Genomic DNA, 25,185 nt, shown 5'->3' with positions numbered 1-25,185 from the left:
TCAATTCTAACCCATCATAAGATTAATATGATTGGAGAATAGAAATGACTGCACACAGCTTAGGTTTCCCCCGCATTGGCGCCCAAAGAGAATTGAAATTCGCCCAAGAATCCTTCTGGCGCGGTGACATCACCGAAGCCACCTTACGCGAAACCGGTAGCGACCTGCGCGCCCGCCATTGGGGTTTGCAAAAGCAGGCAGGCCTGGATTTGGTCAGCGTTGGCGACTTTGCCTGGTATGACCAGGTCTTGAACACCCTGGCCCTGCTGGGTGCCCTGCCCCGCCGCTTTGGCTTTGATGCCAAACAATTGACGCTGGCAGACTATTACGTCGCCGCCCGTGGCAACCCCCAGCATTTTGCGATGGAAATGACCAAGTGGTTTGACACCAATTACCACTATCTCGTACCAGAATGGACAGTAGACACCAGCTTTGATGGCGGCACAGACTGGCTGTTTGAAGAACTGGCACAAGCCCAGTCCCTTGCCCATGCAGTCAAAGCCACCCTGATTGGTCCATTGACTTTGCTCTACCTCGGCAAAATCAAAAGTGGCCTGACACATAAACTGGACTTGCTGCCCAAAATCATCCCCGCCTACCAGCGCCTGCTGGCGCGCCTGCAAGAGCAAGGCGTGGAATGGGTGCAAATCGATGAGCCTATCCTGGCCCTGGACCTCGACAGCATCTGGCTTGATGCCTTTATATTGTCCTACAATGCCCTGGCGCAAAACACACCCAAGGTTTTGTTGTCCACTTTTTTTGAATCAGTACAAGAGCGGGCTGCCCTGCTGCATGCCCTGCCCATCGCTGGCCTGCACCTGGATCTGGTACGCGCACCACAACAATTGACCACCCTGCTGGTTAACTGGCCGCAAGGCCGCGTCTTGTCTGCCGGTGTCATTGATGGCCGCAATATCTGGCGTGCCGACCTGAGCAGCTTGCTGGCCGACTTGCATGCAGTCCACGCACAACTCGGCGACAACCTGTGGCTGGCTCCAAGCTGTTCCTTATTGCACGTCCCTGTCGACCTCGCAACAGAAACCGCACTCGATGCAGAAACCCTGAGCTGGCTCGCCTTTGCCACACAAAAACTCGATGAAGTCGTCGCCCTGAAACAAGCACTGAATGGCAATGCAGATAAAGTCGCACATCAGTTTAAGGCCGCTGACCAGTCCATCGCCAGCCGCCGCAAATCAGTCCGCATCCACAACCCCATCGTGCAAAAACGCCTGGCTGCGATCACCGAGCAGGATGTGACACGCCACAATGCATTCAAGCGGCGCATAGGCCAGCAACAGCAACGCTTTGCCCTGCCCCTGTTTCCCACGACCAGTATAGGCTCCTTCCCGCAAACCAAAACCATACGCCAGGCCCGCGCCACCTATAAGCGTGGAGACTTGTCGCACCTCGAATACCTCGAAGCCATGCGCGCAGAAATCCGCCTCGTCGTTGAGCAACAAGAAAAACTCGACATCGACGTACTGGTCCACGGTGAGCCAGAACGCAATGACATGGTTGAATACTTTGGCGAGCAACTCTGGGGCTATGGCTTCACCCTGAACGGCTGGGTACAAAGCTATGGTTCACGCTGCGTCAAACCGCCCTTCATCTATGGCGATGTATACAGGCCAGAAGCCATGACAGTCAGCTGGAGTGAATATGCCCAGAGTCTCACCAGCAAACCCATGAAAGGCATGCTCACCGGCCCCGTCACCATGCTGCAATGGTCTTTCGTGCGCGACGACCAGCCACGCTCCACCACTGCCCTGCAAATCGCTCTGGCCCTGCGTGAAGAAGTTGCCGATCTCGAAAAAGCCGGCATAGGCATGATACAGATAGACGAACCCGCCTTCCGCGAAGGCCTGCCGCTGAAACAGCAAGACTGGTCCGCCTATCTCGACTGGGCTGTGCGTGCGTTCAAGCTGAGTTCTGCCGTCGTCAGGGATGACACGCAAATCCATACCCACATGTGCTATTCAGAATTCAACGACATCCTGCCCTGGATAGCCGCCATGGATGCTGACGTCATCACCATAGAAACCTCGCGCTCGGACATGGAATTGCTGGATGGATTCGGCGAATTCGCCTACCCCAATGACATCGGCCCCGGCGTCTACGACATCCATTCACCACGCGTGCCCAAGGTCAGCGAAATGCAAAGGCTGCTACAAAAAGCCCGCAGCGTACTCCCCGACGCCCGTCTCTGGGTCAACCCAGACTGCGGCCTCAAAACCCGCGACTGGCCAGAGACAATTGCAGCGCTGGAAAACATGGTACAAGCAGCCAAGTTGTTGCGGGCGACTGTGGCGGTGGATGATGAGGAGCATCAGGACTGCTGTTAAAATTAAAGCGGTGTCAGTCAGTGACTACCTGACACCGCTTCGAACTCACAAAAGAAATTCAGTTTCAGCTAATCCAGTTTTTTTATTTCTCCCTGAGCGTCCAACCCAAATGACACCAGACGGTCCATTCGATCAGGGTGATGTTTTTGCAAGTAATCAATATTCGCATATCCTTCTGGTACAGTGATATTCTGAATATTCATTTTATTCATTACACCAACTGTTGCAACCCACACCCGGTCGTAAAAAACAGGTTCGTGTCCGAGTCTGGTTACATACTCATTCACATTTATTTTTTTAAAAAACTGCCGCTGTTCCGACAATAATTGATTGGAACCCTCATAGCGTAATTTATCACTGTCCAAATACGTCATTTGGTCCGCGGACGCTTTCCCAGTCAAATAAAGTGCCAGATAGTCCTCATACTTTTTATTTATTTCCCGGATATTCCATTGTTCAGCACTACCATGCCAGATAACCAATGCAGAAGGCCGGATTGTTTTTCTTTTTGCAGCTGTAAATACATAGTTTGCGCATGAAGACATACACAAACTAGGCACTTCGACCTCAATCTGATTATCGTATACCCAATGGCCAAAAACAATGCCGAAGTGCGCATCTCCTCCCTGGGAAGTAATGACCAAACGTTCTACTTTTTTGTCCGCCGCAGCAGAAATAAAGTCATTGACCGTTTCATCAATGACACCCAAATAAAGACCAACATTGCCTAAAAAATAGAATTTCGCAGGCGTCCTGTTTTTTTCAGGTTTAGATTCACCAGCCATTGCACTCATTGATAATGCTGTCATTGTCAGCAAGACTGCGAACTGCTTATATAATTTTAAGTACATGAATTCAAATAAGTTTTTCGTGAATAAATTTGTTTGGCATTTAAATAAGTCACCCCAGGATAAAAAATATTTCATCTTAAAGCGGCAGATTTAAATGATGAGTTATGAGCTATGTTTTACACTCTCATCAAAATCTAGGATACTTCACCCACATCGGCGTCAACGTTGTCACATGAGGCGGGCAAGACAACAAAAGTTCAACATCAGCCAGATAGGCAGCATAGCTTGGCTGTATCTAAAAATTCGTGGTTTGTATTGATTGTTTATTTAAAGTACTCAGTAAAATGCTCTGCTTCAATGCGATTATGCCTCCATGCCAGATTACCAGTGCTCCGCGCTCAATAATTTTTCTGTTTGTAGCGGGAAAGACATAGTTTGCACATGCAGACATGCACAGGGTCCGGACTCTTAAATCCAGGCTATGCTCACGAACCCAGTGCGCTAATTTCAAAGCAAAAAAAAACTTCTCCACCAGTCGAAAAAATGATCATGCTTTTCGCCGGGGTATCTTTGTTCTTCTCAAGAAAATCATCAATGGACTTTCCATTTATTTGACCAACAAAAATGAGGTCATTTTCTGAAGCATTTTCAGACACCGTTTCACCTGAAGCTTCCCAAGCTTCAGATACCAGCGTCCATGACAACAAGGCACAAATAACAAACAGCTTCATTGAGGCCTCCAAGTGGTCAATATCAAAATAACAAAACCCATTTTAACTTCACCTTGAATTTTTTTCACCAATTAACGTTTACGTTAACGTCAATTCTTGTGCTATTCTAAAAATAACAGGTGCATAGCCCAATCTCTTGGGTTGTGTTAAACGGGAAAGTGGTCGTCCTGATCGCTGTCACTAGCAAGTGACAGTAGCTATCAAGACCTAAAAACGTGTTTACGATCTGTAGCGAGCAGGCGTCAGCGGAGTAAGGGTAACAAAAACGCAGCGCAAAAAGCGGAATGTACTTAAGTACATGAGCATTTTGAGCAGCGCATGAACCCCGCATCGCTACAAGTTGCGCTCGCGCAGTAAGATCGTAAGCAGGTTTCAAGCCCCTGCTGCCTCCGCAACGGTAAGCAAGTGCGGTTACATCATCCACGCCACTGGTCATGCATGACTGGGAAGGCGATGTAACAAGACTTGCAAGCCCGGATACCGGCCTGTTGATCGCTGAGAAAAACATTGCGGAAGGCGGTGTTTGGGATATGGCATGGCACGCCTGATGGCGAGCGGGTGCTTGTCTTCAATGCTGTTCTTTCACTGTTTTTTCCCAAGGTCTGGTCACGTACGGAAGGTGCGTGGCGGGTGTGCATCCACACGGTGCATGTCCATGGTCAGGATGGTTGCTGCGGCAGGTTTTCTGCATGCGGTGGTCATCCTGTTTTCAGGCATCAGTGCGGCTCTTGTTGCGGGCATAGCCCGCCGTGAATCCGTGCGCAATCAGGAAGGTTCAGGAAAGCATCATGGCAACTCTTACCCAGGTTCCCAACGTCAAACTGCTCATCAACGGCGAACTGATAGACTCCAAATCCACGCAATGGCGCAATGTGATCAACCCGGCCACGCAACAGGTGCTGGCCCATGTACCATTCACCACGCCAGATGAAATGCAGGCCGCAGTCGATGCTGCCAAGGCCGCTTTCAAGACCTGGCGCAAGACGGCAATAGGCACACGCGCCCGCATCTTTTTGAAATATCAACAACTGATACGTGAAAACATGGCCGAGCTGGCCGCATTGCTGACAGCCGAACAGGGCAAGACCCTGGCCGATGCTGAAGGCGATATCTTCCGTGGTTTGGAAGTGGTTGAGCATGCGGCCAATATCGGCAACCTGCAAATGGGCGAAATCGCCAACAACGTTGCCAGCGGCGTCGATACCTATACCCTGAACCAGCCGCTGGGCGTGTGCGCTGGCATTACCCCTTTCAACTTCCCGGCCATGATACCGCTGTGGATGTTCCCGATGGCGATTGCCTGCGGCAATACTTTCATCCTGAAGCCATCCGAGCAAGATCCCATGGTCACCATGCGCCTGGCGGAGCTGGCCATGCAGGCTGGTGTACCACCTGGCGTGCTGAATGTGGTGCATGGTGGTGAAGACATCGTCAATGCGATTTGCGACCACCCTGATATCAAGGCCGTGTCCTTCGTAGGATCTACCCGCGTAGGCACGCATGTGTATAACCGTGCGACACTGGCGGGCAAACGTGCGCAATGCATGATGGGTGCCAAGAACCACGCCATCGTCCTGCCAGATGCGAATAAAGAACAAACCCTGAACAATCTCGCAGGCGCTGCCTTTGGTGCGGCTGGCCAGCGCTGCATGGCACTGTCCGTAGTAATTCTGGTTGGTGAAGCCAATCAATGGGTGCCAGACTTGCTGGATCGCGCACGCAGTCTCAAGATCAATGCGGGCGCAGAAGCCAATACCGATATAGGCCCGGTCATTTCCTGCACCGCCAAAGAAAGGGTAGAAAGCCTGATCGCCCAGGGTATTGCTGAAGGAGCGACACTGGTGCTGGATGGCCGCGCGCCACAAGTGCCTGGTTATGAGCATGGCAACTTCGTTGGCCCTACGGTATTCACCGGTGTCAAGCCCGGCATGCGCGTGTATGAAGAAGAAATCTTTGGCCCTGTGCTGTGCATCATGCAGGCAGATACCCTGGCAGAGGCCATCGCCATTATCAACGCCAATCCTAATGGCAACGGCACAGCGCTGTTCACCCAGTCTGGCGCTGCCGCACGCACTTTTGAAGAAGATATCGATGTAGGCCAGATCGGCATCAACGTGCCTATCCCTGTGCCTGTGCCGCTGTTTTCATTTACCGGTTCGCGGGCATCCAAGCTCGGTGATCTGGGGCCGTATGGCAAACAGGTCATCCAGTTCTACACCCAGACCAAGACCATCACGGCCCGCTGGTTTGATGACAGCGTCAGCGCTGGCAAGGTGAATACGACCATCTCGCTCAAGTAAGCGGACATCCTAGTCACGGTGGTTGGACAAGTGCAAGTGTGCATTTTTCCAGTTTCCTGGCTAGGCGTGACGACGACGCAGACTAGCGTCTGCTAGGAGGAACAACAACGGCAGGGAGCTGGAAAAGTGTGCAATTGCACTTGTAGCGCTCTCAGCATGTCACACCTTATTGAAAGCGAACAATGGTTAATACACTACTTCATCTATTGACTGCCAATAGCGGTCAACTACCGGGGCTAGGATAATATGGACTTCGATCTTAGTGAAGACCAGCGCGCCTACCAGCAATCTGCCCGCAGCTTCGCGGCCCATGAAATGGCGGCGCAAGCCGCGCATTGGGATGCCACTTCCCACTTCCCGCTGGACGTCATCGCCCATGCCGGGGAGCTGGGATTTTGCGGGCTATATGTGCCAGAAGAACTGGGCGGGCTGGGCCTGACGCGGCTGGATGCAGCCATCATTTTTGAAGAGCTGGCACGAGCCTGCCCTTCAACCACGGCTTACATCACGATACACAACATGGCAAGCTGGATGATTGCCACCTGGGGCACGCCGGAAGTGCAGCAGGAATGGGTACCCAGGCTGGCCGCAGGCAAGAAACTGGCCTCCTATTGCCTGACCGAAGCTGGCTCAGGTTCTGACGCAGCATCACTACGCACCAGCGCCCGCCTCGATGGTGACAGCTATGTCCTCAATGGCAGCAAAGCCTTTATCTCTGGCGCGGGTGCCACCAATATGCTGGTCGTCATGGCGCGCACGGGTGGCGATGGTGCTGGCGGCATCTCTGCCTTTACGGTTCCTGCAGATTTGCCCGGTATCAGCTATGGAAAGAAAGAAGACAAGATGGGTTGGAACAGCCAGCCCACCCGCACTGTCAATTTTGACCAGGTACGCATACCGCGCAGCCACCTGCTGGGTGAAGAAGGCGCAGGCTTTCGTATTGCCATGCGTGGTCTGGATGGTGGCCGCATCAACATCGCCACCTGCTCCATCGGTGCAGCGCAATCGGCCCTCAATAGCGCGCAAGCGTATATGAATGAACGCATGCAGTTTCAGAAAAAACTATCTGATTTTCAGGTACTGCAATTTAAGCTGGCCGACATGCAAACCGAGCTGGTCGCAGCCCGCCAGATGGTCAGACTGGCAGCTAGCAAGCTCGACAGCAAGGCCGACAATGCCTCGGTGTATTGCGCCATGGCCAAGCGTCTGGCAACCGACACCGGCTTTGCCGTCTGCAATGAAGCTCTGCAAATCCACGGTGGTTACGGCTATATACGCGAATACCCCCTGGAGCGTTTCCTGCGCGATGTCAGGGTGCACCAGATACTCGAAGGCACGAATGAAATCATGCGCGTCATCGTCGCCCGTCACATGCTAAACCAACCCGCAAGCGAGGAATTTTTATGAGCCACCACAAAAATTATAGTAACTACACCAATCTGCAATGCGAAATCATAGGCCACACTGCCCTGGTCACCCTGGTCAACCCGCCCGCCAATACCTGGACGGCTGCGGGTTTGCAGGCATTGACGCAACTCGTCAATGACCTCAATGCCGATGCAGATATCTATAGCCTCGTCATCACGGGCTCAGGCCAGAAATTCTTTTCAGCAGGCGCAGATTTGAAACTGTTTGCCGATGGCGACAAGGCCGTGGCACTGGACATGGCACACCGTTTTGGTGAAGCATTTGAAACCCTGAGCCGCTTCCGTGGTGTTTCCATCGCTGCCATCAATGGCTACGCCATGGGCGGTGGTCTGGAGTGCGCACTGGCTTGCGATTTGCGTATTGCCGAAACCCAGGCGCAAATGGCCTTGCCAGAAGCCGCAGTCGGCTTGCTGCCCTGCGCTGGCGGCACGCAAAATCTTGCATGGCTGGTCGGTGAAGGCTGGGCCAAGCGCCTGATCTTGTGCGGTGACCGTGTCGATGCTGCCACTGCCCTGCGCATAGGCCTGGTCGAAGAAGTCGTCGCCACTGGCGGCGCACTCGAACATGCCCTGGCCCTGGCCAAACAGGTAGGCAAGCAAAGCCCGAGTAGCGTCAAGGCATGCAAGCAACTGATACAAGGCGCACGCCAGCAACCCATGAATACCGTGTTGCCACAAGAACGCGAAGCCTTCCTGGCCTTGTTTGATACCGCCGATCAAAAAGAAGGCGTCACTGCCTTTCTGGAAAAACGCCCTCCCGTATGGAGGAATGCATGAACGACGCCCCTGTCCTGTTCCACACCCTGCCTGCCGCCAATGGCATGCAACTGGGCGTGGCCACCCTCAATTCAGAAAAAACCCTGAATGCCCTGTCCAAAGAGATGGTGCAATTACTGGGCAAGCAATTGCAAGCCTGGGATGAAGATGACACCATCGCCATGGTGGTCTTGCAGGCCGCTGGCGAAAAAGCATTTTGCGCAGGCGGCGACTTGCAAAACCTGTACGCCAGCATGCGCGAGCATCATGCATCGGATAAAAAAGATGACTTGCTGGGCAATGCCTACGCCCTGGACTTTTTTGAACAGGAATACCGTCTCGACTATCAAATCCATACTTACCGCAAACCCATCTTATGCTGGGGCCACGGCATCGTCATGGGCGGCGGCATAGGTTTGATGGCTGGCGCCAGCCACCGCGTTGTCACAGAAAAATCCCGCCTCGCCATGCCAGAAATTGCGATAGGCCTGTTCCCGGACGTAGGCGGCACCTGGTTCCTCAACCGCATGCCGGGCAAGCTGGGTTTGTTCCTGGCGTTGACGGGTGCGAATATCACTGCCAGCGACGCCGTATTTGTGAAACTGGCCGACCTGCAATTGCCGCACGAGAGCAAGGCAGAACTACTGGCCCGCCTGCAAGCCTGTGAATGGAGCAAGCAGGCAGAACACAATGAGCTGAGTAATCACCTGCGCCTGAGCCATATCCTGCATGAGCAACAGCGCAGTGCTGGCAGCTTGAGCAGCACAGGTCCATTGCGCCAACATTTTGACCTCATCAATCAACTGTGCAGCGCCGCTGACCTGAGCACCATCATCAGCAATATCTGCCAGCTTGATGCAAGCGTAGTCAACGACGATGTGTGGCTGCAAAAAGCCATCGCCAGCCTGCAAAAAGGTAGCCCAACCTCCGCTTGGCTGGCACATGCCTTGCAAGAACGCGGCAAACATTTGTCGCTGGCAGAAATCTTCCGTATGGAACTGGTGGCAGCACTCGCCTGCGCGCAGGGTCATGATTTTGCGGAAGGCATACGGGCCTTGATTGTCGATAAGGATCAGAAACCGCAATGGTTGCCGGGTACTTTGGATGCGTTGCAGCCGCAAGATGACGAGCGATATTTTGCGCGTCTTTGGATGGCAGATCAGCATCCTTTGCGGGATTTGGGTGCAGGTGAAAATATCCAAAAGAGAGCTGCGTAAGTATCAAGCCGAGGTCCGTAGGTTGGGCCGTTCCTCGCTAGGCTACGGTTTACCAGCCCAACACTGGGCCTTAAATAAACGAATACGTTGTTGAAACGCCGAGTGTTGGGCTGATGAGGCGTAGCCCAACCTACGATCGGACCAACCTGCGGAAAACGCCCGCCAATCTGAACACAGAACACGTAAAACCAGGAGATAAACATGGCAAACCAATCCAAAATCGCCTTCATCGGCCTCGGCAACATGGGCGCACCCATGGCCCTTAACCTGCTCAAGGCAGGCTACCCGCTCACCGTCTTCGACCTTTCCCCTGCCGCCCTGAAAACACTGGCAGACGCCGGTGCCCTGGCCGCAGGCAACGCAAGGCAAGCCATAGAAGGCGCAGACATCGTCATCAGCATGCTGCCCGCCAGCCGCCATGTAGAAAGCCTCTACCTCGGCGGTGAAGGCATACTCGCCCACATCGCCAATGGCGCACTGATCATCGACTGCAGCACCATCGCCCCCCAATCTGCCAAGAAAGTCGCGCAAGCCGCAGCCGCACGCGGGCTGGCGATGGTCGATGCCCCGGTATCCGGCGGCACTGCAGGCGCAGCCGCAGGCACGCTGACCTTCATCGTCGGTGGCAGCACGGCCGATCTCGAACGTGCCCGCCCTGTCCTGAGCGCCCTGGGCAAGAACATCTTCCACGCAGGCGAACACGGTGCCGGACAAACCGCCAAAATCTGCAACAATATGCTGCTCGGTATACTCATGGCAGGCACGGCAGAAGCACTGGCGCTGGGTGTAGCGAATGGGCTTGACCCCAAAGTCCTGTCCGACATCATGAGCAAAAGCTCAGGCCGCAACTGGGCGCTGGAACTGTACAACCCCTACCCCGGCGTCATGGAAAACGCCCCCGCATCACGCGGCTACACCGGTGGCTTTGGTGTAGACCTGATGCTCAAGGACCTGGGTCTGGCAACCGAGGCGGCGCTGGGTAGCAATTCCAGCATCCCGTTGGGTGAAGCTGTGCGCAACCTGTATGGCATCCATAGCAAGGCCGGGGCTGGTGGCAAGGATTTTTCCAGCATACTTGAGCTGCTGAAGAGTAAAGAGTAAAAAATGATGGGGATGGGTTTCATCAGCAAGCCGAACGCATGAATCCTCAAGCGAAACCTATCTCCTGATTTATACAGTACTCATTCCAGTTGCAAGACTTTGAAATTATTCCGCCCCGCCTTCTTGGCCAGGTACAAGGCTTCATCCGCCTTCTTCAACATCTCGCCAGCATTGGAATTATGTTCTGACGAAATCGCGACACCTATGCTGGTGGTTACCATCAGGGGTTTGCCTTCTATCTCAAAAGGGGTGGTCATGGCTTGCACGATTTTGCTGGCGACCATGTCGGCTTCGCTGTGCATGTTCAGGCCTTCGAGGACAATAACAAATTCATCGCCTGCCAGGCGGCCTGCAAGGTCGGTTTGGCGTATGCAGTGCTTGAGGCGGCTGGCAAATTCCTGCAAGACCAGGTCACCGGCATGGTGGCCCAGGCTATCGTTGATGCTTTTGAATTTATCAACATCCAGGAACATCATCGCCATCAGGCGGCCTGTGCGTCGTGAACGGGCGCTGGCCTGCTCCATTCTTTCATTGATCTGGTTGCGGTTGGGCAGGTCGGTCAGGGTATCGAACCTGGCCAGGGCCAGCAATTGCTGCTCTACTGCTTTGGCGTCACTGATGTCATTGACCAGTGAGTTCACGCCGACTACTTTTCCATTGCCATCATATTGTGGTACATAGGTGGCATGATAATGTCCGGTCCGGCCTGCGACAGTAATTTCGGTTTCAAATTCGGTTTTTTCACCGGCCATGGCGAGTTTGTAATGCACCTGATGTTCCTGTTGCATGGCACCCGACAAGAGCGACAATACAGGCTGGCAACGTATCTTTGACAGGGGCAGATCGAACCAGGCTTCATAAGGGCGGTTCACGAATTGATAGCGGTTTTCACTATCGATGAGACTGACAAAGGCCGGGATATTGTCGGCAATGGTGCGCAGCAAACCTTCGCTGGCGGCCAGCTTGAGCTCTGCTTCTTTGCGGTCAGTGATGTCTATGACCATGGAATAATAGCCCAGGGTTTCGCCTGAGGTATTAATGTCAGGTACATACTCGTATTGCAAAAACCGCTTGATGTCACGTTCAGGTGCATAGCGTTCGAATGACACTTTTTCGCCGTGCAAGGCGCGGTCTATCTTGTCTTTTAATTCCAGATAAGTTTCTTCGCCAAACACTTCGGTGATGGTTTTCCCCAGCAAATCTGCTGGCTGCAGGCCAGGGATCAAACCATAGCTGCGGTTACAGAATTGATAGCGTTCACTGGCATCCACATAGGCAATCATTGCCGGCATGTTATCGGTAATGGTGCGTACCCGTTTTTCACTGCGCGTCAGGTCATCTTGCACGCGCTTGAATTCAGTAATGTCTTCCACCAGAACAAAAAAACCATCTACCTTGCCGGATTTATTAACGTCCGGCACATAGGTCACCCTGTCCCACTCCCAATAGCCATAGCGTTCAACGCGGCGTTCGAAACACGTCCACTCGCCGTTCAGCACTTGTGTCACATAGGGTTTGGTCTGTCGGTAAAAATCAGGGGTAGATATCTCCTTGATGGTCTTGCCCAGGGTTTGCTGGGCTGTCAGGCCAAACAGATGTTCTATGCGTTTGTTGACGAAGGTATATTTTTCCTGATAGTCGATATAACCAATGAAAGCCGACATATTGTCAGCGATGAGGCGCAATTTCTTTTCGCTGGCGCTCAGGGCTGCCTCGGCATCCATGCGCTTGATCATGGCATCATCAAATGCCTTGGCAAGATCGCCAATCTCGTCTTTGGGATAGTGTGTATTGGCCTGTGCCGCAGGCAAAACTGCTTCTGCACCGTTGACCTTGTTACGCAGTCTTTGCAGTGGCGTCAGTTGCCAGTACATGAACCACCAGACCAGCAAAAGAAAAACCAGGAGCAAGGCTGCTCCCGCCAGCACGGCGTCCCGCCTGACTTTTGCGACCACGCTAAAGGCTTCATTGGTAGGGTAGACACCGGCAATCAACCACTCTACCGATTTAAGCCGCCGGTAAGACAAGATGGATTCATCTTTGGTATTGTCATTGGTGGTGAGACTGCCATCCAGCATGGCAAGTGCATTGTCGGATATTTGATTTTTATCTGGCATGTCACGTATGCTTCTCAACACACGCCTTTGGTCAGGGTGAGTGACGAACACGCCGTCCGTTGTGACCACATAGAAATAACCACGGTCACCAATTTTGGCCGTTGCCAGATCAGCCAGAAAACTGTCCTGCGTCAATTCTATGGTGCCGATCAAGACCAGCAGCATGTGACCGCCTGGGTCAAATACGGGTACACAAATAACTACCAGGGGCCGGCCTGAGATTCCACTCTTCAACGGTGGAGAAATGACGATCCTTTTCTGTTTCAATACTCTTTGAAAATAGTCGCGGCTACTGATATTGAGTTTGCCGCGTGTCGCGGGATTATCCAGATTAGCCAGCAGTTCACCCTGTAGGTCAAATACCGTGAGGTTATCAAACAAGCCATCCAGGCTATGGTGCTGCGCCAGAAAGCTCTGGATTTTTTCTGTACCGATATCGTCGGAACCCAGATCACTCGCCAGACGTATCAGGGCATTCTTCCTGAGTTCGACTTTCTGGTCGATTTCGTTGGCAGCATTGGCAATCAGGCTTGATTGCCTGGCGATGATGAGTTTTTCCAGAGCGCTTTCAAATACCGATGAAGCCAGCGCATAGAGCAAACCCAGGGACAAGACAAAGAAAATCGCCACCGCCATCGTCAGGCGGGTTTTCAGGGTGATATTCCGAAAGCGCAATAGTCCTTTGGATGACATATCTTTCGACAATGTGAATGAATCCCGGTGACAATATTAGCATTCACTTACTTGTTGACAATCATAATTCAGGTAAAACGTGGTATTCCAGACCGGTAGCTCAAAATCGTCCTTCATTTTTACCAAATTCAACAATTCCACCTTCAGGAATAAGCCCCCAGGCGATCGTCCGTGAGGCAGGACAAGGGTGCTGTTCCATCTTGCGTGACTGATGTATCAACGACACAATTGGCAGGTGCGGCTGACTCAATTTGCGATACCGGCTGTAGTGGCGCCAAGAGTTGGTGCACGTCTTTTGTGTGCTTGTGTGGGTTTGATGCCGGCTCATAATCCACATTGTGATTGATGTCCTGACTGAAATACAGCCACGGGAAGGCAATGCTATTGTCATAGCTGGTATAGTTAGAATTGTCGTAATCAGTAGTGGTATTGTCCACTGGACCGCCCACCTGTTTTGCTGCAATCTGGCGTGCCCGTTCTGCCAGTTGACGGATATAAACTTGCACTTCCGCTGGTACAGCCTGCCCGCTGGCCTGGTATTTTTCCAGCATCCTGATACCAGCCTGGGTTTCATAGCGCAGCTTTTCCAGCTTGAGTTTTTCTTCTGCCGCGTTGGCTATTTGGAAGTCTATATTGCGCAGGTCTTCAGCTTTTTGCGTATCCAGGAAAAAGGCCAGGCGTATCTTCAGGGTCGTTAGCGCCGCCGCTGCGCCGGGACGTGTAAACAAGCCCAGTATCTTGCGGTTTTCGCTGAAGCTGGCACGGACCATGTCATCGACAAAACCGGGGCAAGCCAGCACCAGGGCATCCAGCGTGGCACCAGAAAAATCAGGTAATAAACGCGCTACCTGGCCCTCTAGCAATTGCCGTCTGCCTGCTTGCAACTGATCCAGTGCGATGGTCTGTCGGGAGATTTCTGTCTGCATGGCATGCAAGGAATTCTGCAAACCCTGCAAAGCCAGTTGCATGTCTGGCAGCGTTGGGTCTATGGTCATGGCATTGTTGATCTTCGCGTCAGACATTGGCTACCTCTTGATGGGTTTCGCCGTCTTCACGGCGGGATTGAAAATAATCAATAAAATACTGGCGCAGACCGGGTTTATGCATGTCTGCATGCCATTCCAGTGCCTGCCCTGCGCGCATGCTTAAATCCGTCCAGGGATTGAAGCCCAGATCAGTGATTTCATGCATGCGCAAAAAATAACGCCTGTGCAGTGCTTCTCCATGCCACAGGTGACGTATCTCCCCCTGCACCACACCCAACCTGCCTTGTACCCGCTCGTAAAAGCGCTGCCCCCAGGCTTGCAAGTGGGCGATCTGGGCATGGTCATGTTTCAATGCATTCTGTATGCAAAAATTGTAGTCGCCATAAATCGCATGTGCCATGAAATGGTCGGCACTGCCAGATATCGCCGCCTCATACAAACCCACGCTGTCAAACAAATTGCGCCGCATTGCCCAGCCATAACCAGTGTGCCCATGGGTATCATAGCGCCCGGCATGCAAGGTCTCTGGCTGGGCCTGCATGATCGCGGCAAAAGAGCGGACACGGTCAGGCACAGCCCCCGCCGCACCATTCTGCTCCAGGCGCAGGCAGCTTTCCCACACTTGCGCCACCGGATATTGCTGCAATACCGTCACCAGCTCGTTTGCCCAATTTTTATTCCCAAATACGATATCGCAATCGAGCCAGGCCACGTAGCGGCAAGTGACAGGCAACCAGGATGCCGCCAGGTTCAACAGCCTTTCCTTCTGCCACAGCAAGGTGGCTGAACGCAGTTGCAAGATATCGACCGCCGCTGGCAATTCAAAGGCCGCATCACCAAATGCACATTCGACCGTAATACAAGTCACCCCGGCTGCCCGCATACCCTGCATGAAGACATCATAATTCTGCCTGCGCGAGGCATAGCGGCAGGGGTTGAAGTAAGTGGTGAGGATGACTAGTTCAGACATAATGTAATAATAAATGCGCCTGGCAAATGCAATGACAGCTCACTTGTTATAATGCAAAACCAATACTATACGCCAGGCACCCATGCGCCTACAAATCCTGTCTGACCTGCACCTTGAAGCCTGGGGTGATACTGCCCCTCTTATTGACCCCGCCATCAGCCAGCCTGATGTGGTGGTGCTGGCAGGTGATATCCATAGCGGCAGCAAGGCAGTTAGCTGGGCAGCGCGACAGTTCTCCGGTATCCCGGTACTGTATGTACATGGCAACCATGAAGCCTATGGCAAAAACCTTGAAGACATGCAGGCCGACGTTGCCCGTGCCTGCGAGGCTAGTGACAATGTGCATTTCCTCAATGCCCGTGAATACCAGATCGGCGACATACGCTTTCTGGGTGCAACACTATGGACAGATTTTTGCCTTTTTGGCGAAGAGCAGCGCCCCTACGCCATGACGGAGGCTGCCGACCTGATGCCCGATTATCAGCGCATCACCCTGGTCGAACAAGGCTACCGCAAACTGGAAGCAGCTGATACTGCACTCATCCATGCGAGACAAAAATCCTGGCTCAATAAACGGCTCAATACCCGCTTTGAAGGCCGCACTGTCGTCGTCAGCCACATGGCACCATCGATACAGTCGGTAGCACCGCGCTATGCGGATGATTTGCTATCCGCCGCGTTTGCGTCTGAACTCGACACGCTGGCGCAAAAAGCCGATCTTTGGATACACGGCCACATGCATGATAGCTTTGATTATCACCTGGGAAAATGCCGCGTCATCTGCAACCCTTGCGGCTATCCCTTGCACAATGGCAGAATGGAGAATGCGCAATTTGATCCGGATTTAGTGATTACACTTTGAACAGGAATACAAAGGAATAAACCATGAAAACAGACTGGCACGGCCTGGAAATCTCACGTACCACCGTCGTCGATAAAGACTACAAGAGCACCCAAAACGTCAGGCGCTTTTTAAGTGCAGAATGTGGTGCTGACTGCAAACTTGACCGCAACTTCATGGCCTGGATCATCAATGGTGAGCCCAAGACCATGGGGGATGTGGCAGATGAATGGCAACGACTTCACGCTGGCAGTGTAAAGCCAGTTTGATCATTTTCCAGCCTGTCTTGCCGCGCACTATGTTGCAAGCCAGGCAGGAAAATCAATCATCTCACAGCAAGCAGCTCAACCCAGCCACAACTTGAACTCTATGCCATTTTGTATCGTGCCTATGACCTGGGCCTGGTTCTCGGTACTTTCACAGAAGCTCGCCAGTGCACCAGCCGCTGTGATCTGGCCTTTGCTTAACTGGTTGTTCCAGTAATCAAAGCCAGCCTGGTCTGGCGCACGGTGCAAGACGTTCTGGTAGAAGTTCGTGATCAGTGTCGTGGTCGATGGGTTGGCACCATACAGCTTCTGGAATTCAGCCGACTGGAAAAAACCAGCTGCCACTGTCGTCAGGCTCGAACCCTTATCCATGTCCTTGATCCAGTAACCCAGGCCCTCAAGATCAGGCTTGCGACCAAATGCTGCCTGGTACAGGCGGTAAGCCTGGCCTGCCGTGCCATTGATATCGAGCGCGACGCTCTTGTCAGAAAATTGCAGGCGTTCGACGTTGAACAGGCTGTCGATGTCTCCACTGGATTTAACGCGCAACTGGAAAGCCGGGCCAACAGGGGTAATCGCAAAATTGCTGGCATTGCCAGCCATGATGACGGTATCCAAGCCTGTGCCGCCATCGATATTATGATTGCCAGTGCCAACATTGATAGCATCATTGCCGCTGCCCGCATTCACATGCAAACGGCCACCGCCTCCATTGATGGTGATCAGGTCGGCACCTGCGCCTGAGGCGATCAGGTAATCAGAATACATGGTGGCAGGCAAATCAACGCTGATCACATCTGCGCCGCCAAACAGGGACTCGTCAGCCAGCAGTTTTTCATCAATCTGCTGGTTGGCACCGACATTCATGGAAACACCAGTGATGCGGTTGAAGCTGCCGTCACGGTATTCAGTGACCGAAGAAGTCATGGTGCCAGTAACGATGGACTTGGTCAGGCCCTGTGCCACCGTGGTGGAATTGGAAGACAGGTTAAAACTGCCGTCCAATGTGGCGGAGCTGATGAACTTGTCTGCACTTGCCGTGATTCTGCTGATCGTACCAATATTATTGCCACTGGTATCGCCATGGATAGCACCCTGCACACCAATCGTCACATTCCCCGTTACCGGATCATAGTTAGGACTATAACTAGGAATCAGCGTAGACACCGACATGGAATTGAGCAGTGTTGTGGTGGGCTTGATGTTCACAGAATAACCACCGCTGACAGGCGTATTTGTGTAATCAAAATCAAATCTGCCAGATTGGTTAATCGACATGACGCCGTTGTTATATATTTGCAGATTCGTTGCTGTACCGGTACCTGAAAGCGCATTGGGATTCGCCAGGATCACACCGTTATACGTCGTGCTTGCACCGTCAGGAAAACCAAAAACAACCCTGCTGCCAGTAAAATCAAAAGAGGAATAATATTGATGGTCCCTAGCCCAGCTTGCGCCAAGCTTGGGGAACACATCGAATAAAGTACCCAGGGTACCGTTGGCAGGAGGTGCCTTGATAAGCTGCTGGTAATTAGTGGTTACTACGGTTTGAGACAATTTGATATTGATGTTTGCCATAAATGAAATTGATCTGAATGTGGGAAATGAGCCACCGCCTCAAGCTGCAGCATGCATCTGACTGCCAGCAGATGAAACGAATGTCTTGCTTAAATGCATGAATAAATTGCAAAGAATTTCTCGGCAATTGTAACATTTTGTCTCAGTTTGCATATGACAATGCTATTTTCTCCATCTTACTCATAGTCAATGACCCCGTGCCACGCAGGGCATATATTTTTCTTATGGCTGTCGCACTGATATTCATACTAAAATTAATTGCAATTTAAATAATGATCATTTATATTTTTAAAATAACAATTTAGAAAATATATTTTCAATCTTCATTTGCTCTTGAAGCCCTGAATGACAATTTCCTGGAGTAGGCATGAAACAACTGCGCATACTGTCGATCTTAATGGTGATGTTGAACCTGGCCGCCTGCGACCGAGGCTGGTCCAGCCAGCGTTACGAGCTGGTGGCGGCATCCGACGGCAAGGTCTATAGAATCGACTCGCAATCCGGCACCGTTCACTATGTTACTGCTGAGAAAATGCAGGCTCTCAATGATGGCCTGCCGACTCTGCATGTAGGCGAGTATTATCAGATGGCCGACGCCGATGGCAACAGCAAATACCTGAAGTATTTGGGTAATGGACAATTTGAAAAAAGTCCGGCGTCAAGCCAGGTGAAATAGTGGCAGACAAAACCCCCTATTTGCAAAGACAGGCAGGTAGGAGTAGCTTGTTTGCAGCCCGTTACCCAAGCCCGTTTAAGCGCAATTTAGCGGCATTTAGCTCTATTTATCGCCATTTAACCCACTAAGCCTGATCTGACGGCATGATACTTTTCCATACCTCGTCTTTGCCATTGCACTGACCAGTCCTGACATTGTCCGGCTGACATGGAGCATGCGATACCAGAGCCCAGTGCACCCAGACGCAGCATGTAGAGCACCATTTGCCACAGCGTGTCACTGGTTCGTTTTTTGGTACTTCCTGCTCCGCATCTATTTGGCTCTGGCTCCTGATTGATCACCTTCATGTAGTAGCTGGCTGCGTAACCAAGCTAATGCCGATTCAATATGCGGCCCTGGTATATGGCCCGCACTTCTCACGAGATGATAGGTATGCCCGGGTATGCTCGGGCCAAAGGGCTGCGTCAGACGCCCAGCGGCAATGTCTTCCGCCACCAGCTCAAGGCTCAACAGGGCAATACCCTGGCCGGCCAGGGCCGCCTGGATTGCATGGCCTTCGTCCGAAAAAACCAGCCGGCCGCGACGCGCCTTCCAAGGCAGAGCTACCGCCGCAAACCAGTTTTTCCAAGTAGGGTTCAGCGGATGGTCATGGGTCCATTTAAAATCGATCAGTGGGAGCTGACCCAGGTCCGCATGACCTATAGAACCTAGCTGAGTGCTGCACACCGGCGCGAAGCGATCAGTGAACAGCGGCTCCGCCACCATGCCTGGATATGGTCCTCGTCCATAGCGTATCGCTATATCGGCAACGTCAGTCCCAAGGTCGACTGCCTGATCGGATGCGTGCAACTCCAGGTCGATTTCCGGGTATAACTTTTGGAAGCCCGTCAACCGGGGTGCCAACCAGCGCGCCATGAACGCATTGGTTGTCGAAATGATGACACTGCGGCGTTCATGTGTCTTTTCCAAGCTCTGCAAAGCCTTCTCGACAGCATTGAAACCGTCGCGCAGCACCGGATACAGCACCACCCCGGCATCGGTCAACGCCACTTTACGCACCTGCCGATCAAACAGGCACAGGCCCGTGTATTCCTCAAGAAGGCGAATCTGATGGCTGATCGCGGTCGGTGTGACAGCAAGTTCATTGGCGGCCTGCTTGAAGCTGCCGTGGCGGGCTGCCGCTTCAAACGCCCGTAGTGCTGAGAGTGAGGGTAGTCGCCGCATTGCATGTATAGATGAAAAATAACAGATGAGAATAACTCATGTTATGCCTGACAACATAGCGTTTGTCAACGCAAGGGCATGCGCCTATCTTCTCGCTGCGGCCCTGGAAGGCAGGGCACTATTCCACAATCCTGCGACTACCTTTATGAAAGGAGCAAATCATGCTCGAACGAATTATTACCCAACCAGACAATTACGAACCTTACCTGCTTTCTCAGGCGATCAAATTCGGTAACCTGCTGTTTGTCTCAGGCCAAGCCGGTGCTGGCGACGATGGCGAGATCGTTGATGGAGGTTTCCGCGCCCAGGGCGAGCAGGCGTTCGCCAACCTCAGGCGCGCGCTTGAAGCTGGTGAGTCTGGTCTTGAAGACGTCATCAAGGTCACTATCTTCGTGACCGATATGAGTAACTTCAAAGAGGTCGTAGAGCTGCGGCGTCAGTTTTTCACGGCACCTTATCCGGCAGACACAATTGCCGAAATCAAAGCACTCTACGATCCGGCGGCCATGATAGAAATCGAGGCCATTGCCGCTGTCCGTCCTCACACCGGGAACTGATATGAATGCCACTGAAAAGCATGACGCTCACCTGCACGACTGCCTGTTCAAGCCGCAGTGCATTGGCAGCATGTCGCTTAAAAATCGCCTGGCAGTAGCGCCAATGACACGCATTAGCGCAACGGACGATGGTTGCGCGACAGGGCAGATGGCAGGCTATTACAGCGCCTTCGCCGAGGGCGGTTTCGGACTGGTCATCAGCGAAGGGATTTATACGGACAAGGCCTACTCGCAAGGCTACTGGAACCAACCCGGTCTGTCGGACGACACCCAACGCCATGCCTGGGCCACGGTGATTGGCCGCGTCCACAAAGGCGGGGCGTGTATGGTTGCGCAACTGATGCACGCCGGCGCGCTTTCGCAGGGAAACCTTTATCGCAGCGGCACCGTTGGCCCGTCCGCATTGCGGCCCAAAGGACAACAGATGGCATTCTACCGGGGCAAAGGTGACTATCCAATACCGCGTGCCATGGTTCACGAAGAGATCGCGGAGGCGATACACGGTTTCGCTGACGCGGCGGTCCGGGCACAACAAGCTGGCTTCGACGGTGTCGAAATCCATGGTGCGAACGGATACCTGCTCGACCAATTCCTTACCGAAGAGACGAACCTGCGCAACGACAGTTATGGCGGAGACGTCGAGCGGCGCCTGCGCCTGATCTTCGAGGTCGTACACGCAGTACGCACTGCAGTGGGCCCTGCGTTCACGCTCGGTCTGCGCATATCCCAAGGAAAGGTCAACGATCGCACGCACAAATGGCGCAATGCAGAAAATAAGGCCGCACTTATCTTCGGGACGCTGGCAAAGCTGCCTATCGACTATCTCCACACGACCGAGTTTGAAGCATGGCAGAGTGCCTTCGGGAATGGCGCTAGCCTGGCTAGCCTGGCCAGGCAACATGCAGGCGTACCTGTGATCGCCAATGGCTCACTACATGATCCCACGCGCGCGACTGGTTTGATAGCAAGCGGCCAGGCTGATCTAGTGTCGCTTGGACGCGGCGCGTTGACCCATGCAGATTGGCCAACGCGCGTACTGAACGGCATACCACTCAATGATTTCGACCCCGGGATATTATCGCCGGTTGCTAACCTGAGGAATGAAGATCGCTATCGCAAAGAGCGCACGCACTCCTTACTATAACTTGCACACTACCTCGTTACGAAAACGCGATTACAATTCCTGCATGTCTTCTCTGGCTTGAGATTTATTGCATTAAAAAAGTACAGTGGGTTAGCCACCTTTATTTTCAACACTGATCCACTGTTTGTGCATTGAGAAATGCCCAAAGCAAAGCCACCAACCATGATGGTGTGGCACTGTCCGTGGCAAAGCAACATTCGCCGTATTTACCGAAGGCTGCGTAAAGTAAAAATGAATTCAGATAAACAACGCCCACTTATTGTTTTCGATCTCGATGAAACATTAGTCCACGCAAGCACAGCAGATTTGGGCCATCCCGCCACATTGACATTGACACCCTATTTTGTATATCAGCGACCCTTTTTGGCAGAAATGCTGGAACAACTCGCACCCAATGATGATCTGGCAGTGTGGTCGTCGTCAAGAGAATATGTTGATGCCATCGTTGCACAGGTCTTTGGCGCTCGCTACCCTCTCAAGTTTGCCTGGTCCGTAGAGCGCTGTGTGCAACGGGTAGACATCAAAAACAATAGCTATGTCTACATCAAGGATTTAAGAAAAATTCAGGGGCAGGGATATACGCTGGACCAGGTCAGCATAGTGGATGATTCACCAGAAAAAATCGTCAGGCAGCCAAGAAACCATGTGGTGATTATCCCTTATTTGGGTGACCAGAATGATCGTGCCCTGATCGACATCGTCGAGACATTCAAATTGAGAACGGGAACCACAGATTAAATGACGCACTTCAGCTTGTCGAGCAGCGAAACATTACTCCTGATAATGCTCAAATATTCTTTTTAATTCTCCGTTTTTCTCCAAAAAGAACAGTGCTGCACCTATCTTCCTGACCAGCTCAGGGGACATGGTTTTTGCCATGCCCATATAGAATTTTTCTGTCAGTTGGGGTTTGTTTAAAAGCCGGATTTTATCTTTCAGTCCCGCCTGCCTGATCGCCTGACCTATGCCAGGTGAACGGTGACAATAAAAACGTCCGCGCCCTGCCAGCAATTTCTTCATATTGGAAATGGAAGAAGTTGCGGTGTCGTCTATTTTCAGGCCGCCCATTTGCGTGAGGATATCGACTATGCCAAAACCGCGCAGGGCCAGGATGATGCCTTCATTGCCGAGCTTGCGTATATCGCCCCAGTCTTCAACTGCAACATCATCATCCGCCCGCACGGCCAGCAGGTAATTGACAGAGAACAGCGGCGTCACGGCGAACTGGTATTGCGAGGTATTACGCGCTATGCGTTGCACGCCACAAATCACATCGATATTGCCCGCCTTCAGACCGGCATCAATGCGGGCGCGCGGTTGCCAGACCTGGTCACCGGTAAATTGCAACTCATGGTCAGCTTTCTCCATGGCGCGCATAATATCCACGCACATCCCGCCTATCGCAAGCTTGCCTTGCTGATTAACGATGGCAGTATACTTGGGCTCGGATGCCTCCTGGGCAGCCGTATGTATCTCTGTGACAGCACCAGCGGGCAGCATGAGCGTCAGCAACAAAGATATCACTGCGCCTTGCAAGACCCGCAAAGGACTAAATTGCAGGGGCTTGCTCATTGCCTATATGCCAGCCTCTTGTCTGATTTCACAGCCCTGCCGGGGCTGGCGTGCGTGAACTGTTGCTGCACTTTGAAAATACTGACCACATTCGACAAATTGCCCGCCTGGTCCTGCAAGCTTTTTGCGGCGGCAGCGGCTTCTTCAACCAGGGCTGCGTTTTGCTGGGTCACGCTATCCATTTGGATGATGGCATTGTTGATCTGGTCTATGCCGGCAGACTGCTCTTTGCTGGCATTATTGATTTCATTCATGATGCTCGTTACTTTTGCGACACTATCGACGATCTCGGACATGGTCGCACCGGCCTGATCGACGAGGCGCGCACCTTCGCCCACTTTATCAACTGAATCAGAAATCAGGGCCTTGATTTCTTTCGCCGCGCTGGCCGATCTTTGCGCCAGGTTGCGTACCTCGGACGCAACCACGGCAAAGCCCCTGCCCTGCTCGCCTGCACGCGCCGCTTCCACAGCCGCATTCAAAGCGAGGATATTGGTCTGAAACGCAATGCCATCAATGACGGCAATGATATCGACGATTTTATTCGATGAATCACTGATGGCACCCATGGTCGTCACGACCTGCGACACTACCGTGCCACCCTTGACGGCAGCGTCAGATGCCGCATGTGCCAACTGGTTCGCATCGCGGGCGTTTTGTGAATTCTGCTTCATCGTACTGGTCAGTTCTTCCATGGAAGACGCGGTTTCTTCCAGCGAACCAGCCTGCGTCTCAGTGCGTGCTGACAAATCCATATTGCCGTTGGCAATATCGGTCGATGCACCTACGATGGTATCGGTACTAGTGCGCACCTCGCTGACGATATTCACCAGTCCATGATTCATGTCTTTCAAAGCTTGCATGAGCTGACCAGTCTCATCGCTGGATTTCACTTCGATATTTGTCGTCAGGTCACCATCTGCCACGCTGCGCGCCAGGCTCAGCGCATGGTGCATGGGCCGGGTGATGCCTACAGTCAGGAACCAGGCGCAGACACTGCCGAGAACAATAAACATGACGATCAGCGAACTGATCAGCATCAGGCTGTTTTTGGCGATGGCATCGACCTCCTGGCTCAAGTCATCAACATCCCTTTTCTGGAACTCCAGGAAATCCAGTTCACTCTTTTGATAAGCATCTGACACTGGCATGAATTTTTCAAACAACTTTGCTGCTTCATCTGCCTGACCGTCTTTTTTCAACTTGGTGATCTGGTCGCGCAAGGCGATATACTGCTTGCGCACAGCGATGATGTCATCAAGCAGTTTTTTCTCTTCAGGAAAGGCGATATGCTCTTCCATGTATTTTTGAATTTCATTATTCCTGACTGTCGATACCTTGGCATCGTTGGCAAAATATTCTGCCAGTACATCATCATTGCTCTTCACAATCGCCAGGGTACGCTTGAGCCCGGCCACTGTGATCCGGTACCATTCTTCCGTCATACGCTCTTTTTTCAGCGGTTCCTGCATCATGGCACGGGTGCTGTCAGCAACCTCATGCAAACGCCACAAGCCTATCCCTGAGGATATCGTCGCCAGCAGCATGACCAGCCCAAAGCCCATGGCGAGACGCGTCCCTATGTTCAGATTCTGAATTTTCATTGCCTGTCTCCTGTATATTTTTGTCATAGGCACTGCAGAGCCGGGGTTAATACAGGAAAACTACCTATCCCAACCCCTTACTTGCTTTTCACCTTCACATTCGTGTCTGATGAAGCAAGATGTCATTGTTTTACCTCTTTCAAGCATATTAGACCATTGCTATTTTGCAAGTCAACGATTGCAAAATGCCATGAAAATGATAGAGCCCCGCCCTCTTACATAGAAAAAACAGCTTGATAACAGCAAGCTGTTTTCATGATATCTTGACACTTATTTTTGATTCAGTCATTCC

The 25,185-nt window shown here is 52.3% G+C and carries 22 protein-coding genes and 1 riboswitch; of the genes, 12 read left to right on the top strand and 10 right to left on the bottom strand.

Annotation, left to right across the window (positions count from 1 at the left end; translation table 11 throughout):
* Positions 1–44: 44 nt before the first annotated feature.
* The gene (gene metE, locus ACO0LG_RS17605; protein ID WP_423028661.1) at positions 45–2,342 is read left to right on the top strand and encodes a 5-methyltetrahydropteroyltriglutamate--homocysteine S-methyltransferase; all 2,298 of its coding nucleotides are present in this window, start codon (positions 45–47) and stop codon (positions 2,340–2,342) included.
* 68 nt (positions 2,343–2,410) lie between these two features.
* On the opposite strand, the gene ACO0LG_RS17600 is transcribed toward metE, so the two are convergent.
* From ACO0LG_RS17600 to ACO0LG_RS17590, 3 genes are all read right to left on the bottom strand, one after another.
* Positions 2,411–3,268 carry a hypothetical protein gene (locus ACO0LG_RS17600; RefSeq protein WP_423028659.1) on the bottom strand — a complete coding sequence of 286 codons (858 nt, stop codon included), beginning with the start codon at positions 3,266–3,268 and terminating at the stop codon, positions 2,411–2,413.
* A 350-nt stretch (positions 3,269–3,618) separates the two neighbouring features.
* Positions 3,619–3,864, bottom strand: coding sequence for a hypothetical protein (locus tag ACO0LG_RS17595; RefSeq protein WP_423028657.1), 246 nt, complete (start codon positions 3,862–3,864; stop codon positions 3,619–3,621).
* Between the two features lie 320 nt (positions 3,865–4,184).
* Positions 4,185–4,367: riboswitch (cobalamin riboswitch) on the top strand.
* Positions 4,368–4,470: 103 nt separating this feature from the next.
* Positions 4,471–4,605, bottom strand: coding sequence for a hypothetical protein (locus ACO0LG_RS17590; RefSeq protein WP_423028655.1), 135 nt, complete (start codon positions 4,603–4,605; stop codon positions 4,471–4,473).
* A gap of 47 nt (positions 4,606–4,652) precedes the next feature.
* On the opposite strand from ACO0LG_RS17590, the gene ACO0LG_RS17585 reads away from it, so the two are divergent.
* The 5 genes from ACO0LG_RS17585 (at position 4,653) to mmsB (ending at position 10,665) form a co-directional block, all read left to right on the top strand.
* On the top strand, positions 4,653–6,164 hold the full coding sequence (locus ACO0LG_RS17585) for a CoA-acylating methylmalonate-semialdehyde dehydrogenase (RefSeq protein WP_423028653.1): 1,512 nt from the start codon (positions 4,653–4,655) through the stop codon (positions 6,162–6,164).
* Between the two features lie 246 nt (positions 6,165–6,410).
* Positions 6,411–7,571, top strand: a complete 1,161-nt coding sequence (locus tag ACO0LG_RS17580; RefSeq protein WP_423028651.1) for an acyl-CoA dehydrogenase family protein — start codon at positions 6,411–6,413, stop codon at positions 7,569–7,571.
* Positions 7,568–8,368 carry an enoyl-CoA hydratase gene (locus ACO0LG_RS17575; RefSeq protein WP_423028649.1) on the top strand — a complete coding sequence of 267 codons (801 nt, stop codon included), beginning with the start codon at positions 7,568–7,570 and terminating at the stop codon, positions 8,366–8,368. Before ACO0LG_RS17580 ends, ACO0LG_RS17575 begins: the two co-directional genes overlap by 4 nt.
* On the top strand, positions 8,365–9,564 hold the full coding sequence (locus tag ACO0LG_RS17570) for an enoyl-CoA hydratase/isomerase family protein (protein ID WP_423028647.1): 1,200 nt from the start codon (positions 8,365–8,367) through the stop codon (positions 9,562–9,564). The genes ACO0LG_RS17575 and ACO0LG_RS17570 overlap by 4 nt, the downstream gene beginning before the upstream one ends.
* A gap of 201 nt (positions 9,565–9,765) precedes the next feature.
* Positions 9,766–10,665 carry a 3-hydroxyisobutyrate dehydrogenase gene (mmsB, locus tag ACO0LG_RS17565; RefSeq protein ID WP_423028645.1) on the top strand — a complete coding sequence of 300 codons (900 nt, stop codon included), beginning with the start codon at positions 9,766–9,768 and terminating at the stop codon, positions 10,663–10,665.
* Positions 10,666–10,745: 80 nt separating this feature from the next.
* Here mmsB and ACO0LG_RS17560 read toward each other — a convergent pair whose 3' ends face one another.
* The 3 genes from ACO0LG_RS17560 to ACO0LG_RS17550 all read right to left on the bottom strand — a co-directional run bounded on the left by ACO0LG_RS17560 (position 10,746) and on the right by ACO0LG_RS17550 (position 15,431).
* On the bottom strand, positions 10,746–13,475 hold the full coding sequence (locus tag ACO0LG_RS17560) for a diguanylate cyclase domain-containing protein (RefSeq protein WP_423028643.1): 2,730 nt from the start codon (positions 13,473–13,475) through the stop codon (positions 10,746–10,748).
* 143 nt (positions 13,476–13,618) lie between these two features.
* On the bottom strand, positions 13,619–14,497 hold the full coding sequence (locus ACO0LG_RS17555) for a hypothetical protein (protein WP_423028641.1): 879 nt from the start codon (positions 14,495–14,497) through the stop codon (positions 13,619–13,621).
* Positions 14,490–15,431, bottom strand: a complete 942-nt coding sequence (locus tag ACO0LG_RS17550; RefSeq protein WP_423028639.1) for a hypothetical protein — start codon at positions 15,429–15,431, stop codon at positions 14,490–14,492. Before ACO0LG_RS17550 ends, ACO0LG_RS17555 begins: the two co-directional genes overlap by 8 nt.
* Before the next feature lie 82 nt (positions 15,432–15,513).
* Here ACO0LG_RS17550 and ACO0LG_RS17545 point away from each other — a divergent pair, with 82 nt between their 5' ends.
* Positions 15,514–16,293, top strand: coding sequence for a metallophosphoesterase (locus ACO0LG_RS17545; protein WP_423028637.1), 780 nt, complete (start codon positions 15,514–15,516; stop codon positions 16,291–16,293).
* A 23-nt stretch (positions 16,294–16,316) separates the two neighbouring features.
* A complete protein-coding gene (locus ACO0LG_RS17540) occupies positions 16,317–16,541 on the top strand; it encodes a DUF6434 domain-containing protein (RefSeq protein WP_423028635.1) in 225 nt (74 codons plus the stop codon).
* Positions 16,542–16,616: 75 nt separating this feature from the next.
* Here ACO0LG_RS17540 and ACO0LG_RS17535 read toward each other — a convergent pair whose 3' ends face one another.
* Entirely contained in the window at positions 16,617–18,116 is a 1,500-nt protein-coding gene (locus ACO0LG_RS17535; RefSeq protein ID WP_423028633.1) for a DUF4214 domain-containing protein, read from the bottom strand.
* A gap of 367 nt (positions 18,117–18,483) precedes the next feature.
* Here ACO0LG_RS17535 and ACO0LG_RS17530 point away from each other — a divergent pair, with 367 nt between their 5' ends.
* Positions 18,484–18,792: a hypothetical protein gene (locus ACO0LG_RS17530; RefSeq protein WP_423028631.1), complete on the top strand. Its 309-nt coding sequence runs from the start codon at positions 18,484–18,486 to the stop codon at positions 18,790–18,792.
* 312 nt (positions 18,793–19,104) lie between these two features.
* Here the strand turns inward: ACO0LG_RS17530 and ACO0LG_RS17525 are convergent, their stop codons facing one another.
* On the bottom strand, positions 19,105–20,016 hold the full coding sequence (locus ACO0LG_RS17525; RefSeq protein ID WP_423028629.1) for a LysR substrate-binding domain-containing protein: 912 nt from the start codon (positions 20,014–20,016) through the stop codon (positions 19,105–19,107).
* A gap of 161 nt (positions 20,017–20,177) precedes the next feature.
* Between ACO0LG_RS17525 and ACO0LG_RS17520 the strand changes: the two genes are divergently transcribed.
* From ACO0LG_RS17520 to ACO0LG_RS17510, 3 genes are all read left to right on the top strand, one after another.
* Entirely contained in the window at positions 20,178–20,573 is a 396-nt protein-coding gene (locus ACO0LG_RS17520) for a RidA family protein (protein WP_423028627.1), read from the top strand.
* A gap of 1 nt (position 20,574) precedes the next feature.
* A complete protein-coding gene (locus ACO0LG_RS17515; RefSeq protein WP_423028625.1) occupies positions 20,575–21,717 on the top strand; it encodes an NADH:flavin oxidoreductase in 1,143 nt (380 codons plus the stop codon).
* A 231-nt stretch (positions 21,718–21,948) separates the two neighbouring features.
* Positions 21,949–22,455 (top strand): HAD family hydrolase, encoded by a 507-nt coding sequence (locus ACO0LG_RS17510; RefSeq protein WP_423028623.1) that lies wholly within the window; start codon positions 21,949–21,951, stop codon positions 22,453–22,455.
* Positions 22,456–22,488: 33 nt separating this feature from the next.
* Here ACO0LG_RS17510 and ACO0LG_RS17505 read toward each other — a convergent pair whose 3' ends face one another.
* Entirely contained in the window at positions 22,489–23,289 is an 801-nt protein-coding gene (locus ACO0LG_RS17505) for a substrate-binding periplasmic protein (protein ID WP_423028621.1), read from the bottom strand.
* Positions 23,286–24,893: a methyl-accepting chemotaxis protein gene (locus ACO0LG_RS17500; RefSeq protein ID WP_423028619.1), complete on the bottom strand. Its 1,608-nt coding sequence runs from the start codon at positions 24,891–24,893 to the stop codon at positions 23,286–23,288. The genes ACO0LG_RS17505 and ACO0LG_RS17500 overlap by 4 nt, the downstream gene beginning before the upstream one ends.
* Positions 24,894–25,185: the final 292 nt, after the last annotated feature.

It is taken from the genome of Undibacterium sp. Ji42W (genome assembly GCF_049340405.1).
Classification (GTDB): Bacteria; Pseudomonadota; Gammaproteobacteria; order Burkholderiales; family Burkholderiaceae_D; genus Undibacterium.
This window is presented reverse-complemented; position numbering and strand designations above follow the sequence as displayed.

Bases quoted from the DNA above. Each gene is read 5' to 3' on its own strand.
- metE (WP_423028661.1), top strand. From the start codon at position 45: ATGACTGCACACAGCTTAGGTTTCCCCCGCATTGGCGCCCAAAGAGAA.
- ACO0LG_RS17600 (WP_423028659.1), bottom strand. From the start codon at position 3,268: ATGAAATATTTTTTATCCTGGGGTGACTTATTTAAATGCCAAACAAAT.
- ACO0LG_RS17595 (WP_423028657.1), bottom strand. From the start codon at position 3,864: ATGAAGCTGTTTGTTATTTGTGCCTTGTTGTCATGGACGCTGGTATCT.
- ACO0LG_RS17590 (WP_423028655.1), bottom strand. From the start codon at position 4,605: ATGCCCGCAACAAGAGCCGCACTGATGCCTGAAAACAGGATGACCACC.
- ACO0LG_RS17585 (WP_423028653.1), top strand. From the start codon at position 4,653: ATGGCAACTCTTACCCAGGTTCCCAACGTCAAACTGCTCATCAACGGC.
- ACO0LG_RS17580 (WP_423028651.1), top strand. From the start codon at position 6,411: ATGGACTTCGATCTTAGTGAAGACCAGCGCGCCTACCAGCAATCTGCC.
- ACO0LG_RS17575 (WP_423028649.1), top strand. From the start codon at position 7,568: ATGAGCCACCACAAAAATTATAGTAACTACACCAATCTGCAATGCGAA.
- ACO0LG_RS17570 (WP_423028647.1), top strand. From the start codon at position 8,365: ATGAACGACGCCCCTGTCCTGTTCCACACCCTGCCTGCCGCCAATGGC.
- mmsB (WP_423028645.1), top strand. From the start codon at position 9,766: ATGGCAAACCAATCCAAAATCGCCTTCATCGGCCTCGGCAACATGGGC.
- ACO0LG_RS17560 (WP_423028643.1), bottom strand. From the start codon at position 13,475: ATGTCATCCAAAGGACTATTGCGCTTTCGGAATATCACCCTGAAAACC.
- ACO0LG_RS17555 (WP_423028641.1), bottom strand. From the start codon at position 14,497: ATGTCTGACGCGAAGATCAACAATGCCATGACCATAGACCCAACGCTG.
- ACO0LG_RS17550 (WP_423028639.1), bottom strand. From the start codon at position 15,431: ATGTCTGAACTAGTCATCCTCACCACTTACTTCAACCCCTGCCGCTAT.
- ACO0LG_RS17545 (WP_423028637.1), top strand. From the start codon at position 15,514: ATGCGCCTACAAATCCTGTCTGACCTGCACCTTGAAGCCTGGGGTGAT.
- ACO0LG_RS17540 (WP_423028635.1), top strand. From the start codon at position 16,317: ATGAAAACAGACTGGCACGGCCTGGAAATCTCACGTACCACCGTCGTC.
- ACO0LG_RS17535 (WP_423028633.1), bottom strand. From the start codon at position 18,116: ATGGCAAACATCAATATCAAATTGTCTCAAACCGTAGTAACCACTAAT.
- ACO0LG_RS17530 (WP_423028631.1), top strand. From the start codon at position 18,484: ATGAAACAACTGCGCATACTGTCGATCTTAATGGTGATGTTGAACCTG.
- ACO0LG_RS17525 (WP_423028629.1), bottom strand. From the start codon at position 20,016: ATGCGGCGACTACCCTCACTCTCAGCACTACGGGCGTTTGAAGCGGCA.
- ACO0LG_RS17520 (WP_423028627.1), top strand. From the start codon at position 20,178: ATGCTCGAACGAATTATTACCCAACCAGACAATTACGAACCTTACCTG.
- ACO0LG_RS17515 (WP_423028625.1), top strand. From the start codon at position 20,575: ATGAATGCCACTGAAAAGCATGACGCTCACCTGCACGACTGCCTGTTC.
- ACO0LG_RS17510 (WP_423028623.1), top strand. From the start codon at position 21,949: ATGAATTCAGATAAACAACGCCCACTTATTGTTTTCGATCTCGATGAA.
- ACO0LG_RS17505 (WP_423028621.1), bottom strand. From the start codon at position 23,289: ATGAGCAAGCCCCTGCAATTTAGTCCTTTGCGGGTCTTGCAAGGCGCA.
- ACO0LG_RS17500 (WP_423028619.1), bottom strand. From the start codon at position 24,893: ATGAAAATTCAGAATCTGAACATAGGGACGCGTCTCGCCATGGGCTTT.